Source organism: Streptomyces sp. NBC_01233, from assembly GCF_035989305.1.
Taxonomy (GTDB): Bacteria; Actinomycetota; Actinomycetes; order Streptomycetales; family Streptomycetaceae; genus Streptomyces.
Window position 1 is genome coordinate 37,397 of the sequence record NZ_CP108515.1, and the last position, 13,506, is coordinate 50,902.

Annotated in this window: 11 protein-coding genes; 7 read left to right on the forward strand and 4 right to left on the reverse strand. The window is 67.9% G+C overall.

What is annotated here, in order from left to right:
• Positions 1-237 precede the first annotated feature (237 nt).
• Positions 238-918, forward strand: a complete 681-nt coding sequence (locus OG332_RS47230; RefSeq protein ID WP_327419635.1) for an ATP-dependent DNA ligase — start codon at positions 238-240, stop codon at positions 916-918.
• Here OG332_RS47230 and OG332_RS47235 read toward each other — a convergent pair.
• The 3 genes from OG332_RS47235 to OG332_RS47245 all read right to left on the reverse strand — a co-directional run bounded on the left by OG332_RS47235 (position 882) and on the right by OG332_RS47245 (position 3,298).
• Entirely contained in the window at positions 882-1,169 is a 288-nt protein-coding gene (locus tag OG332_RS47235; protein ID WP_327419649.1) for a hypothetical protein, read from the reverse strand. The genes OG332_RS47230 and OG332_RS47235 overlap by 37 nt on opposite strands.
• A gap of 39 nt (positions 1,170-1,208) precedes the next feature.
• Positions 1,209-1,358: a DUF7196 family protein gene (locus OG332_RS47240; RefSeq protein ID WP_327419636.1), complete on the reverse strand. Its 150-nt coding sequence runs from the start codon at positions 1,356-1,358 to the stop codon at positions 1,209-1,211.
• 221 nt (positions 1,359-1,579) lie between these two features.
• Entirely contained in the window at positions 1,580-3,298 is a 1,719-nt protein-coding gene (locus tag OG332_RS47245) for an Ig-like domain repeat protein (RefSeq protein ID WP_327419637.1), read from the reverse strand.
• Between the two features lie 872 nt (positions 3,299-4,170).
• Between OG332_RS47245 and OG332_RS47250 the strand changes: the two genes are divergently transcribed.
• The 3 genes from OG332_RS47250 to OG332_RS47260 all read left to right on the forward strand — a co-directional run bounded on the left by OG332_RS47250 (position 4,171) and on the right by OG332_RS47260 (position 7,449).
• On the forward strand, positions 4,171-4,458 hold the full coding sequence (locus tag OG332_RS47250) for a helix-turn-helix domain-containing protein (RefSeq protein WP_327419638.1): 288 nt from the start codon (positions 4,171-4,173) through the stop codon (positions 4,456-4,458).
• Positions 4,459-4,978: 520 nt separating this feature from the next.
• A complete protein-coding gene (locus tag OG332_RS47255) occupies positions 4,979-6,079 on the forward strand; it encodes a hypothetical protein (RefSeq protein ID WP_327419639.1) in 1,101 nt (366 codons plus the stop codon).
• Positions 6,076-7,449, forward strand: coding sequence for a replicative DNA helicase (locus tag OG332_RS47260; protein ID WP_327419640.1), 1,374 nt, complete (start codon positions 6,076-6,078; stop codon positions 7,447-7,449). Before OG332_RS47255 ends, OG332_RS47260 begins: the two co-directional genes overlap by 4 nt.
• A 906-nt stretch (positions 7,450-8,355) precedes the next feature.
• Here OG332_RS47260 and OG332_RS47265 read toward each other — a convergent pair.
• The gene (locus tag OG332_RS47265) at positions 8,356-8,706 is read right to left on the reverse strand and encodes a hypothetical protein (RefSeq protein ID WP_442816417.1); all 351 of its coding nucleotides are present in this window, start codon (positions 8,704-8,706) and stop codon (positions 8,356-8,358) included.
• Between the two features lie 2,024 nt (positions 8,707-10,730).
• On the opposite strand from OG332_RS47265, the gene OG332_RS47270 reads away from it, so the two are divergent.
• The 3 genes from OG332_RS47270 to OG332_RS47280 all read left to right on the forward strand — a co-directional run bounded on the left by OG332_RS47270 (position 10,731) and on the right by OG332_RS47280 (position 13,284).
• Positions 10,731-11,138, forward strand: coding sequence for a hypothetical protein (locus tag OG332_RS47270; protein WP_327419641.1), 408 nt, complete (start codon positions 10,731-10,733; stop codon positions 11,136-11,138).
• Positions 11,139-11,634: 496 nt separating this feature from the next.
• Complete coding sequence (locus tag OG332_RS47275) at positions 11,635-11,844, forward strand: DUF5988 family protein (RefSeq protein WP_327419642.1); 210 nt, start codon at positions 11,635-11,637, stop codon at positions 11,842-11,844.
• Between the two features lie 123 nt (positions 11,845-11,967).
• On the forward strand, positions 11,968-13,284 hold the full coding sequence (locus OG332_RS47280) for a beta-ketoacyl synthase N-terminal-like domain-containing protein (protein WP_327419643.1): 1,317 nt from the start codon (positions 11,968-11,970) through the stop codon (positions 13,282-13,284).
• Positions 13,285-13,506 lie beyond the last annotated feature (222 nt).

Below are 13,506 nucleotides of genomic sequence, written 5' to 3' on the forward strand. Positions count from 1 at the left end.
ACGGGGTCGGCGGCGTCGGCCAGCGTGCACGCCGCGACGACGGCCTCCTCCGCCAGCACCTCCACGTGGCCCGGCTCGGTCGTCAGCTTCATGTTCCGCCCAACGAGATGTGACCGCGCAAGGTCGTGCGCGCTGATCACATGATGACGCCCGCGACACCGCTGGCCGTGCCAGGTCGCGGGGGCACCGGGCAGCCCGTAGACCGGACGTAAGGTGCTTCGGCCGCCGGTGGAACCGATGCTGGCGCAGGCCCGCGACATGGTGCCCGCGCCTGGCGCGCTGCCCGGTGAGCTGCGGTTCCAGCAGAAGTTCGACGGCTGCCGGGCGATCGTCTTCACACCGTGGCCGGCGCCCGGCCTGCTGCTGGTGCAGTCCCGCCGCGGCAGCCTCCTGCACAGCCGCTTCCCTGATCTCGTGGCCGCGGCCGCAGACCTGCCCGACGGACCGGTCCTCGATGGCGAGCTGATCGTGTGGGCTGAGGGCCAGATGCCGTTCGAGGCTCTCCAACGGCGAGCGGTCTCCGGCGGCCGCACCGCCGCCCGCCTCGCCGCAGAGGCGTCGGCACACTTCATCGTCTTCGACATCCTTCAGATCGACGGCCAGGAGCTGCTGCACATCCCTTACGGCACCGTGCGAGGACCGCAGACGCTCGTGCTGGGCCGCCTCGACGAGACCGGGGCGCTGCGGCCGGTCGGCCGCAGTACGCAGCTTCGGCCAGATGCGGCGCGCGACCTGGCCGAGCGGCTGACGCTGGCATGGCCCGGGCATCCGTGGGAGGGCGTGCGGTTCACGACCTCATGGGGGTCGCGCACCCCGCTCGAGGTCGTGCTGGTCGATCCCACGCAGGTCGCCGAGATCATGGTGGACACGGCACTCCGGACTCAATCGAGCCACCGGGAAGCCAACCCGGCGAGGTAGGAGAGGGACAACGCTGTCGCGGTGATCTGGAATCCGATGGTCCCTCCGGCCCAGTGGGCAGACAAGGCCGTGGCGGAAGCCACCCAGATGCTCGAACACCAGCTGCAGCCGACCAAGCTGGCGAGTTTGGAATCGTCGCCGAAACGGCCGGCCACCCAGGAGCGGAACCCCGCCGCGAGTGTGTCCTTGGTGATGAATCTGGTGATGCGGCACGTCGTGCCGAGGGAAAGGAGAAACTCCACAAGGGTCATGAGATCCACCCCGTCACCGTGAGGGCACCCGGACGGTCGCTACTGATTGGTGATGCCAAGGCCGCCCGTGCGTTGGTTGGCCGCGTCGGCTTCTTGCCCGGTGTAGTACTGGCGCACGGTGCCGTCGGGCAGGTTCAGCTGGTAGATGACGACGGTCGGGCGGGCACCGCCGCCGCAATTGCAGGCCATGTTCCGCTCCTTGTGTGACTCCTGCGGTGAGGGGCGGCGGGCCGGTCGGCGTGCCGCCGTACCGCCCCGCCTATCCTTGTGCTCCAGCAGTCGTCTCCCGTACTTGCACTACGGGAGACGACTGCTCTTCCGGGTCGCTCGTCAACTCATCTGCCGGCAAGCCCGGTTCACGTGAAGTCCCGTAACCTCTGCGGCCGCAGTGCGCGAGCCGGAGCCGAGCCTCAGGGGAAGCAGATGGACAGGGTGCTGGACGAGGAGACGCCCCCGCTGGTCGCGGTGTAGCCGGAGAACAGCACCTGCCCGATGGTGAGGGTGGCTGTGCAGCTGGCATTGCCGCTCGCGTTGGCGACGGCGGTGCACACCACAGGGCCAGCGGGGCCGTCCAGGTGGAAGGTGACCGTAGCGCCGGGAGTCGCGCCACTCGCGCTGAAGGTGGCGGTGGCGAAGGCCCAGGGCAGCGGGGGGATGTTGAGCCGGTAGCAGGCGGGGTGTGCTGTGAGCCCCGTCGCCGCTCCCACGGTCACGGTCGTCGTGGCGGCGACACCGATGCAGGTGCAGGTGGTGGTCGCGGCGAGCACGGTGGCTGTGACGACGGTGCTGCCGACGGGCAGCGCACTGGTGGTGGCGGTGGCCTGGCCCGCTGCGGTGGTGACGCCGACGCCGAGCGGGCCGCTGGTGGTGGCGAACAGTACGGTCGCGCCCGGGACCGGAACACCGCCGCAGGTGATGGTGGCGGTGAGGGTCACCGGCTGGCCTGCGGCCGGGTTGGCCGGCGAGGACGACAGGGTGACCACGCAGTCCGCCGCGGCCGTGACGGTCACGGTCGTCGTGGCGGCGACACCGATGCAGGTGCAGGTGGTGGTCGCGGCGAGCACGGTGGCTGTGACGACGGTGCTGCCGACGGGCAGCGCACTGGTGGTGGCGGTGGCCTGGCCCGCTGCGGTGGTGACGCCGACGCCGAGCGGGCCGCTGGTGGTGGCGAACAGTACGGTCGCGCCCGGGACCGGAACACCGCCGCAGGTGATGGTGGCGGTGAGGGTCACCGGCTGGCCTGCGGCCGGGTTGGCCGGCGAGGACGACAGGGTGACCACGCAGTCCGCCGCGGCCGTGACGGTCACGGTCGCCGTGGCGGCGACACCGATGCAGGTGCAGGTGGTGGTCGCGGCGAGCACGGTGGCTGTGACGACGGTGCTGCCGACGGGCAGCGCACTGGTGGTGGCGGTGGCCTGGCCCGCTGCGGTGGTGACGCCGACGCCGAGCGGGCCGCTGGTGGTGGCGAACAGTACGGTCGCGCCCGGGACCGGAACACCGCCGCAGGTGATGGTGGCGGTGAGGGTCACCGGCTGGCCTGCGGCCGGGTTGGCCGGCGAGGACGACAGGGTGACCACGCAGTCCGCCGCGGCCGTGACGGTCACGGTCGCCGTGGCGGCGACACCGATGCAGGTGCAGGTGGTGGTCGCGGCGAGCACGGTGGCTGTGACGACGGTGCTGCCGACGGGCAGCGCACTGGTGGTGGCGGTGGCCTGGCCCGCTGCGGTGGTGACCCCGACTCCCAGGGAGCCGCTGGTGGTGGCGAACAGTACGGTCGCGCCCGGGACCGGAACACCGCCGCAGGTGATGGTGGCGGTGAGGGTCACCGGCTGGCCTGCGGCCGGGTTGGCCGGCGAGGACGACAGGGTGACCACGCAGTCCGCCGCGGCCGTGACGGTCACGGTCGCCGTGGCGACGCCGCTTATGGCACCGGCAGCAATTACCGGGCCCGTTGTCGTCGCTGTGAAAGTGACGCTCGCATCGCCGAGGGCGTCTGCGGTTGCCGTCTGCGGGGCCACCGCGTCGTAGGTAAAAGTGATCAGTTCTCCGGGTGCGGCACCGGTGACGGCAGCTGTGAAGGTCTGGCCCACCGCGACGGTTGCGGGGGTGAGAGTGAGAGCGAGTGCCATGTTGGACAGCCCCTTTCGAAGGCTCCGTGAAGGACGTGGGGAGCTGCTGCACCCGGGAGGACAGGGAGCCGTCCGAGCGCTCGCACCTGTCGGGGGTGCCCTGAAGAGCACGGCGAAGTGGCGCATCACGCCGACAGCCGTCCATGGTCCCCCGACAGGGGATGGGCACCCCACCGTCGTTAACACCGATTGAAGGGAACGGCGGGACGCCGCGCTATGGCCGACGACCGGGTTAGCTCGGATGGCGTAGCGTATGTCGGTGGCGCGTGCCGCCCCCGGCCCCATGCCCCTACGACGGCGGCGCCCCGCCGGGTGACGGGGGGCCCAGCACTGGACGTGCTGCCGGGACTCAGGTGGCGAACTCCCTTCCTTGACCCCGGTAATGAGCGACGACCAGCCGTCCGCGGGACTGGCCGGGGCGGTCCGGCCGGATTCCGGTCCGGATCGCGTTTGTGCGCCGCAGGCGGTGGCTGCTGACCACGCGGCGGATTGAGCCGGCGCTGCGGAAGAGACCCGCCGGGGCCAGTGTTCGCCCATGTGGGGGTGCCGGTTCGTTCGCTGGCACAGAGCCGATTAAGGCACTCGAGCCCTCGCCAGTCTCTCTGGTATTCAGCAGAACGCTTCGATCAGGCTGCGGGTCCCGGTCTTCGTACCGCGAGTTGAAGATCGACGCCTTCATGACTCCCCTCTTCGCACCGCCTCTGCCTCTGCCTCTGCCTCGCACAACGACGAAGGTGAATGCGTGCAGGACGACGACACGGGATCCCTCTGTGAGCAGAATCGTTCATACAACCTTTGTAGGTGACATGTCGTGATAAGCCCTGCCCCGATGCATCTTCACATGTACTTTCTGAGCGACAGGAGGGGTAACGATGACCGACCTACCGGCCTCAGTGGACGTGCTACTCCGCGCGCCCCGTACCGTCTTGCCGCCACCAGCGGTGCGGGGGCGGCTCCGAAAAGCCCACGGCCTCACTCAGACACAACTAGCCGAAGCACTTGAGGTGAAGCGACTCGCGGTGACCCGGTGGGAATCGGGTGATGCAGAGCCTCGGGGCCAGCGTCGCGAGGCGTACGCTCGGCTACTTGCGGAACTGTCCGCTCTTTACCCTGCAGCCCTCGCAGCCTCTGCCGATAAGAGTGTCGAGATGCCGCCGTAAACGCGTGGAGCGGTCTCCGTCGCCACAACGGGGACCGCTCCCTGGCGATCGACTCGCAGAACCTTCCAAGAACCCGAGTCGTGAACAGCGAAGTGACCTCTGTGGTTACACCCGTGAACGTTGGGTTTGCGTGGTCACCACCCCAGGATAGGGAACCTCGTCAGGATAGCCAGCACAGGACATACTTTTCATGCATGTCTGGCTACATCTCTGCTCTCGACTCCCCTAACAGGGAAGATCCGCCCGATGCATCACCAGACGCGCCTCCGCCGTCGACTTGTAGGTGTGACCACCTTCTCGGCCTCGAACGCCCCGGTCTGGCCTACCGGCGCCCACGCCCGGCTCAGCGGGACCCCCTCGAAGATTCCTGTCTGCTTTACAAGAGCAGAGCCCCCGGCCGAAAACCTTTTGTCTCTGCAGATAGGTCTTCTGGGGCGGAAACGACACACAACTACACGCCCTAGCATGCCGTCGGCAGCACAGCTCCGGGTTCGTTGGGCTCTGTGGGTGGTGGTGGCCAGTGAATGATGACTTCGGGAGCAGTTATCTGGAGCGCTCCTGGGAGGCCCCGGAAGACGTGATCCTTCGGCGTGAGTTGGTGCGCACGCCGGGCCTGCAGCCGGAGGATCTTGGCGTGCTGGCGGAGTTGCTGCTCCGGGACCCTCGTCTTCCATCGACCATGGAGGCGATCCGCAAGGACCTCCAAGCCCGGGGCTGGAAGATGGGTAAGGACCGGTACAACGCGATCGCGGGCCGACTGACCAAGGCCGGCCAGCTCGCCCGGATCTCCGTGTACGACGAGGTCGCCCAGCGCCCGACCTGGATCACTCGGGTCTACCGAAACCCGGCCAACAACCAGCAGTACATCGATCTCGGCCTCACCGTATCCTTGCAGGTAAGCGCCGCAAAGCGGGAAACCAGCGATCCGGGGCCGGAGGCGGAACCCGAACCGCTGGAAACCCGCGTTTCGCCTGCTCCGAGGCGGAATACGGGAAACCCGCCATCCGGATCCGGATGGCGGAAAACCCGCGATCTGGAAACCCGCGTTTCGCCTGCTCGGAGGCGGATTGCGGGAAACCCGCGATTCGACGTCCACCCCCCACTCCCCCCGGGGGAGGAGGATTCCTCCCCCCCCTACCCCCTCACCGCGGGGTCCCTGCCATCGCAGCGGAAGGAAGCGCAGGAGTTCTCCCTTGAGGAGATCCGGTCTGCTGAGGACTTCCTGCAGCAGATGCAGCAGTGGCAGGCAGGGCTGGCGACTGCGCGCAAGAGCGCTCCGAAGCTGCTGTCGGCGATGCGAGCGCAGGGCTGGCCGGCGCTGACGGCCATGGACGACTGCCAGCGCCGGATGCTGGAGGACGAGATCTTCAAGAACACCACCGGTGCGGCTTCGTGGGTGAAGTGTCTGCCCTTGTGGGTGGCGGACCTGCGCCGCTACCGCGCTCCGGCCCCAGCACCAGCTACACAGCCGGGACCGGCGCCGCAGGACCTCGCTGGGCTGCGGGCGGTCTGCCCGGCATGCGATCAGTACGGCTGGGCCGTGGACGGCGACGACGACGGCCCGATGCGCCGTTGCAGTCATCCGGGCATCACGGTCGGCACCATCAAGGAGCTGCGGTGAACGCTTTCGACCTGGACGTTCCCGCGCGGCAGCCGGACGGATCCATGGCCGCGAGCACTGAGGCCGAAACGGCTGTACTGGGCGCCTGCCTGACGGCTACGCCGGCCTACGACCCAGTGGCGGCCGCCGCATCCGTCCTGAGTGACGGCGGTGACTGGTACCACCCTCACCACGAGACGATCTGGCGGGCGATTCTGGCCCTGCATGGCCAAAGCAAACCCACCGGTGTGCCGATGGTCGAGGCCGAGTTGCGCCGGAGCGGTGACCTGGAACGCATCGGTGGAGCCGTTCGGTTGTCGGAGATCGCCACCCAGGCGTGCACTTCTGTCGAGGCAGCGCACTATGCTGAACTCGTCCACGGCTATGCCCGCCTGCGCCGCTATCAGCAGGCCCTATTGCGCGGAATGCAGACGGCCCGTCAGACCGACCCTGCTGCCGTAACCGACGCGATCACCGCGCACCAGGCCGAGCTGGAGCACCTCGCCGCCGACCAAAGCGTCGACAAGGGGCTCTTCGAACGGTTCGGCGACTGTCTGCAACAGCACCTGACCAGCCTGGAGACCGCGATTGAGGCGGCGGCCGTCACCGGACTCACCGAACTCGACCAGGCCCTCAAGATGCAGCCAGGGAACATCGTCGTGGTGGCCGGGCGGCCGGCCATGGGCAAATCGGCGATAACACTGGGCATCGCGCTGGCCAATTCCCATTCCGGTAGGACCACCCTCGTGCACAGCCTGGAGATGGGCCGCAACGAGGTCACCAACCGGGTGCTCGCCAACCGGGCCCGCGTCAACCTGCACCGCCTCATGGAGGGCGGGCCGGCCGTTACCGACGACGACTGGACGCGCATCGCCCTGCGCCTCCCCGGCCTATCGGCACTGCCGCTGTGGATGGACTACACCCCCCGCGTCACCCCAGGCCTGATCCGCACCCGCATCAAGGCCCTGTCCCGGCAGACGGGTCAAGCACCCCTGGTCATTGTGGACTACGTCCAGCTCATGTACACCGACCAACGCACCACCCGGCAGAGCCCCTATGAACGTGTCAGCGAAGTGAGCCGCGAATTGAAGATCATCGCCGAGGAGACCGGTGCTGTCATCATCTGCTGCGCCCATCTCAACCGCGGCTCGGAACACCGGGACGGCAAGAAGCCGCAGGTGTTCGACTTGCGTGACTCAGGGCAGCTCGAGCAGGATGCCAGCGGCATCGTCCTGCTACACCGCGAGGACGCATACGAGCCCGACAGTCCCCGCGCAGGGGAGAGCGATCTGATCCTCGCCAAGAATCGCAATGGCCCCACCTGTTCGATCACTGTCGCGCACCAGTTCCACTACTCCCGCCTGCGGGACATGACCCGTAGTACCGAATAAGTCTTGTGTAGCGTCTCAAATCCAGCTTCATAATCTCACCGCCCGCTTCATATCGACTGCACTCTATGAAGCGGGCCGTGAGACACCGCAGGTCACTGGCCTGCCCGGTCCGGCGGGGCATCGGTGCCCCGGAGGAAATGCACCAGCCGCTGAGACAGCCGCAGATGAAGCGTCGTGAGACACCGCGAGAAGCCGCAGGTCACGGCCTCGGTGTATGCAGCGAAGCGCGAGATCCTACATTTTCGTTTAGGGTCTCAAATTTCGTGGCCAAATCTCATCAGCGATGGCCAAGCGATGACCTATCTGACACGAATCTGAGACTGGCAGGTCAAGCCGCTCTTCGTATGGGTGATTGGGCTCCGATGCTGGTGCCCTGGTGGAAAACTCGCTGACACCGTGGGCTCACGGGGCATCGCCCTCCGAAACGGCCCAACAGGACTACAGGCACCGAGGGATCCCCGAACGGGACTGGCTGATCGAGTATTATGTCCACCGCCGCCGAACTGCCGAACCCTGCCCGACCTCGCCGGGGAGACCGGCATGAGCACCGCGAACAGGGCCCGATGGGCCCATACCCACAGCGGAGCCAGCCACTACACCGCTCTCCGCACCTCCGACCGGGCCCGCAGACCTCCCCGCAATGCTCAACGTGGCACGACCATGAAGCTGACCCGCTTCGGAGAGCGCGCCGTCACGGCAGCCCGGAAGATTGCGGCTGAGTTGCACGGCGCCAAAGTCCAACAGCAGAGGGGTAGGACGGCGCTGAACACAAGCGTGGACGGGACCGAGTGCCAGCCTGTCTGCGCAGAACGGAGGCCAGACGGTGATCTCCCTCCAGCGTCTCGAGATGGCGGGATCGGCGGGCGGGCGGACTGAGTTGGACGTTGGCAGCCGTCTCTGGCCGGTCTACAGGGCGAAGTCGCTGCGGCGGGTCCAGCTGACGGGGTTGCGCCAGAGATCGGCCTTGGCGGCGGGCCAGTCCATCTGCCATCCAAGCCGAAGCCCGCGTGCTCCCCAGCCGTCCGGCTGCGCGTCTGGGATCTCGAGTCCCGCCGCGTGCGCGGCGAGCGCGGCGTCGTAGACCTCCTGCGCGCGACGCAGAGCCGCGGCCGGGGAGTCGGCGACCCCAGTGAAGACGTGTAAGCCGCGCCGGGCCGGGTCGGTGGTGTCGTGTATGGGGACGTCGACCACATGGATGCGCGGGTGCATGACGTCCAGCTCCTCTCGATCTTTGGTGGTGCGGACTGCCGCGACCACCCCGGCCTTTGTCAACGGGGGAGACCGGGGCGAACGCGGCGTCCTTCACGCCAGTGGGGCCGGGCCAAAGCTCCGGGTGAAATGTGATCTGGCTCTGGGGATCACCAGCGCGCTGTGTGGAGGGTGCTGCGACGCGCGGCGATGCCGTCGTCTCCGCAGCCCGACAAATACGGGCATGGCGGTGATCGGTAGGCGCGTCCTTGCTGCACATACGAGGCCGTCCGCCTGATGAGCGTCTTCACCGCCGTGGCGCGCTGACAGGGTGAGGGTCGCAGGTGAGCACCCGGGCGCTCAGGCTCGACCGATCGCTATCGGAGGTGAGCGCGCCAGCCTCGGGTGAGCGTCGTGAGCGTCACCGGTGCCCTCGGCGGTCGGTCCCTTGCTTTCAGGGTCTCTTCATGCGCGGCGCCTACCTGGCAGTCCCGGTTGTGTTCGGCCCGGCCGGGGAGTTGCTCCGATCCGCCTTCGCGGTTGGGAGCCGGCGAAACCACTGCGTCTTCGGTGAGCGGTGGTATGTCAGGCTGCTCGTGTGCTGTCGGCGAGGTAACGGTGCCGCGAGCGGGCACGTGCTCCGATGTGATGGGGAAGTCGCGCGTCGAGCCAAAAGGGCCCGCGTCAGCCGGTGCTGGCCGGTACCGGCTGACGGATCCAATGCCCTCTCCCAGGGGGTACCCATCGCGGCAGCCCACGCCCACCACAGCGGCCGGCAGTGGCCGACGCGCGCAGCCGCTCCCCCCGGAGAGGCTGGGCGGCCCACCGGTTGGATACACTCCGTTATCCGCTGGACTGGCATATGACCGCAACAGTGGACAAACGACTATCACCCGGATGGCGTAGTTCGGCTCGTTGGGCTGTTTGTCCGGATACCCATGGGGCTGCGGGGTCGACGCAGGCGGGCGTGGCAAGAGCACCCGGGGTGTGAAGTTGGCGCTCGTGAGGTCGTGCCGCACCCGGCGTCACACCGATCGGGTGGTGCGGCGGCCGGGGCGTTGCTGCCCCTCGCTCTGACGTCGTGGGGCCTTCTATTCCGCTGGAGCGTCCGTCGTCCTCTCACAAGGGGGAGAGAACCTGGGCACTATGCGGGGCTCGAGCCCCGAAAGCCCAGAGGCTCGACCGGTCCGTCGAGTTCACTGACCCGGCGCCCCCGCTGGGGACATAGCCATCCCCACCGTCCGCCTGTACGCGTTGTCCAGGTGTGCCTCCTCGGTACGCGCTCGAGCGTGCGCCGACCTCGTCGCGTGCCACCGGGTAGCGTTCGCCGCCACGACGCGCCCCCGCTGTGCGGACGAGGTGATCGAGGTTTGCGTACGACGCTGGACGGGAGGCAACGCCGCAGCTTCCACGATCTGCTCGTCGAACTGCGGGGCTCGGTCTCGGCCGGCCACCTCGTGGGCCGACCACTACCGCGCCCGCCACGTTCAGGGGCAGGTCCGCCCGGCTTGACGTCGCGACGGACGTACTCTGCGCTGTAGCCCCACCCGCGGCCGCGGCGCGCAAGCATGAGCGCGACGCCCACGGCGGTCGCAACCGACGGCGGGTGACGGCAATCGCGGCGACTCTACTGGGGCGTGCTCGCCCGAGCTCGGGGCTCGGGCCAGCACCAAACAACGTCCATCGGCTCGAGCGGCACCCCAGGGCCGACCGGGCCTACGCGGCCCCCGTCCGGGACTACGGAGCGTGACCGCATGTACGTCGCGAACGGGGCACGAAGGTGCTGCACGTGTTTCTACAGGTGCACCTGCTGCGTGGGAGGCCTGCCGGTGCGTCCATTCGGGTGATGTGGGGGGAGCACCCCTAGAGATGCCGTCCGACGTGGGTGCTTACTAATTGCGAACCGGCGGGTCGCCCATCCCATCTCCGGGAGCTCGGTTGCGACCCGTTCCGTTCGTTATTCCCAGCATGTGAACTGCTGGACGATCAGGGCGAGTTCCAGTTCCCACAGCAGCTTCTGGACAGAGCGGGGTGCCACTCCCGTCGGTCGCCCCTGCAATCAGGCGCGTTCATCACCCTCCAGGGAGTTCATCATGAACCGTTCCCGCCTTGCCGCCGCTACTGTCACTGCTGCCATGGCGTTGGCTGCCGCGGTGGGCATCGCCCCCCTTGCCGCTGCGGCTCCCGCCGCCGCGGCCGCCTCGGCCTGTGTCAACGACCTCGAGGCCGCCCAGGCGACCAACGACGCGGCGATCGCTGCCGACCAGGTCAACGACACGGCGACCGCCCGCACCTACAACCTGGCCACCGCCACCTCGCTCGTCGCGGCAATGGGCGACTGCGCCGGGCAGCCGCCAGTGGTGGGAGCCAACGTCCTCACCGCCTCCGCGAGCAACGCGGTCGCCCTCGTGTACAACCTGCTGGGCGCCTCGGGAGCGGCTCTGGCCTCCGAGCAGGCGACCGCGTCCGCGCTCACCCAGGCGCTGGCTGTCGCGACCTGACGGATCGCAGGCCGGAACCACTGAGCAGGGCGGCCTGCCTCTCCACCCCGGCGGCGGCGGGACTCCGCCGTCGCCGGACCACAAGGCGTCCCTTCCAGCCGGCCACCCGCCGTCTCCGTCTCCCCGGGCGGGGGTGGCCGGCGCGGGCGACGCGGCGAGCGCGCCCCTCATACCAGAGGTACCGAGAGGCGTAGGCAACCGCGGTCGGTCCACGGACAGAGCGCGGGGAATTCGGTTCCGGGGGCGACGCTTGGCTCCTTTCCTCACACGACGAGGTCACAATGCTGGTTTCCCATTTCTACAGGTCCCTGTCCAGGACCTGTTTCCTGGTCTCCCGGTGCCTGATTCCCGGACGTGCTTTCTTCCGTCCGCGATGAAGGAGTAGAAGCCGCCACGTGCGGCGGAATGTGCGGCCACGAAGCTCAGAGCCGACAACAGTAGAAGCCGGGCAGGAGTGCGTTCACCCCGGGCCGCCACCTCGACACAGGAGCCGGATATGCCTGAAATGATAAGCGTGATGCTTACCGGAGGGCCGGACTGGGCTCCCGAGGTCTGGGAAGTTCAGTCAGTGGAAGACGAGCCGAAGGTCAAAATCCTGTGCGGGAATGCCTACGAGCATTTCGAGTTCTCAGGATCCTGCGCCGGACGTGAAGGTGAGCAGCGGCCGGTGTACCGCTGGTGCTGCCGCACCTATGTGGCCGAATAGGCCGGCTGGCCGGCGAGGAAGATCAACGGGCCGAGCTCCGGCACGGTGACCCATCATAGCCGCCCTTGACTGATCCTGAAGGGGAATCCCGATGAAGAATCCATTGTCACCTGCGAGTGACTCATGACCAGGCGGAACAGGCGACGCGGGCGGGACGCCGTAGTCACCGGAATCGGACTTTGCCTTCCAGGCACCCAGTCCCCGGTCCTCACCGCCGACGAACTCTGGGAGGTGGCCAGTACCGGAACGTCGTGCCTTGTCAAAAAGGGCGTCTACTACGGCAGCGTGAACCTGTCGAAAGAAACGTTTGAGGAACGAGTGGTCGGCGTTCCCGACTTCTTCTCCCGCCATTACACGAACGCCCATCGCTTCGGGCTGGTGTCGCTAGCACAGGCGTGTGCGGACGCGGGGCTTGATGTGCACCGCGATCTCGAAACGGCCGCCGTCCTGGTCGGCCGCGGGGGTGTGGATGCAAACATCGACAGCTACCTCGCCGTCCTACGGGCCGACCCCGCGACCCTCCCCGTTGCCGAGGCGATGGAGATGTTCGTCGCGGCGGAGCAGTCGGTCACCCCCTCGGACGTGGCTCTGGTCCAGGGCGCGCTCACGCGGTCCAAGGGCGCCAACTTTACCGTGTCGTGTGGCTGCGCGTCCTCCGCCCTTCAGATCGGCAATGCCCAACGCATGATCGCCTCGGGTGAGACCGAGATCGCCGTGGTGACCGGGGTGGACGTCTTCAGCGTTCCCCTCATCCACAACATCCAGCGTCTGCTGAGCGGAGCCCAGCAGACGTACGACGCCATGCGGTCCCAGGACATGCCCGCCCTCCTGCCGTCATTCGAATCCCTGATGCGTCCTTACGACCGGCGCGCCGACTGCATCAACCATGGCGAAGGGTCCGCGACCATCGTCCTTGAGAGCCGAGACCACGCCTTCGCACGGGACGCTCGCCTCTACGGCCAAGTCCTTGCTCAGGCAACCACCCGGGACGGGCTGGCCAATCCGCTGGCCTGCGACGACACCGGAAAGGCGCTGGTGTCCGCGGTGCGGCGGTGCCTCGGCGACACCTGGGAGATCGACCAGGTGCCCTATGTCCACGGCGGCAGCGACGGCAACGCGGTGGTCACGACGTTCGAGGCCAACGCCATCAGGGAGCTGTACGGTCCCGCGTCACGTGATCTGCTCATGTCCTCCCAGGAAGGCTGCTTCGGCCACAACGGTGCACCCGCGGGCTGCCTCGGGGTGGCCCTCACCCTGCTGATGATGAACCACGGCCAGGTATGTCCCACCGCCAACTGCGAGGAACCTGCGGACAACCTCACGTTCGACCCGGTGCCGGGGACGGCTACTCGTTCCCTCGACTTCGACTATGCCCTGAGCTTCAACTACCAGGTCGGCGGAGTGAAGAGCGCCATCCTGTTGGGCAGTCCCGAGGTCTGAGGGCTTCCCGGCCAGACCCACTGAGCTGCTCGCGGGCCCGTCACCGATCCGAAGCCGGCGGCGGCCCCGCGGGAGCACGAGGTCCTGTCAGTTCCCCGTGATTCCGCGCAGACGCGGCCCGGAGGGACGTCTCCGCCTGCGGGCTCGCGTTTTCACCGCGCCCAGCCGTGTGGCACACCTCCTTCTCCTCCAACTCCCCAAGCTCCTCGAACCACATGCATC

Bases quoted from the DNA above. Each gene is read 5' to 3' on its own strand.
- OG332_RS47230 (WP_327419635.1), top strand. From the start codon at position 238: ATGCTGGCGCAGGCCCGCGACATGGTGCCCGCGCCTGGCGCGCTGCCC.
- OG332_RS47235 (WP_327419649.1), bottom strand. From the start codon at position 1,169: ATGACCCTTGTGGAGTTTCTCCTTTCCCTCGGCACGACGTGCCGCATC.
- OG332_RS47240 (WP_327419636.1), bottom strand. From the start codon at position 1,358: ATGGCCTGCAATTGCGGCGGCGGTGCCCGCCCGACCGTCGTCATCTAC.
- OG332_RS47245 (WP_327419637.1), bottom strand. From the start codon at position 3,298: ATGGCACTCGCTCTCACTCTCACCCCCGCAACCGTCGCGGTGGGCCAG.
- OG332_RS47250 (WP_327419638.1), top strand. From the start codon at position 4,171: ATGACCGACCTACCGGCCTCAGTGGACGTGCTACTCCGCGCGCCCCGT.
- OG332_RS47270 (WP_327419641.1), top strand. From the start codon at position 10,731: ATGAACCGTTCCCGCCTTGCCGCCGCTACTGTCACTGCTGCCATGGCG.
- OG332_RS47275 (WP_327419642.1), top strand. From the start codon at position 11,635: ATGCCTGAAATGATAAGCGTGATGCTTACCGGAGGGCCGGACTGGGCT.
- OG332_RS47280 (WP_327419643.1), top strand. From the start codon at position 11,968: ATGACCAGGCGGAACAGGCGACGCGGGCGGGACGCCGTAGTCACCGGA.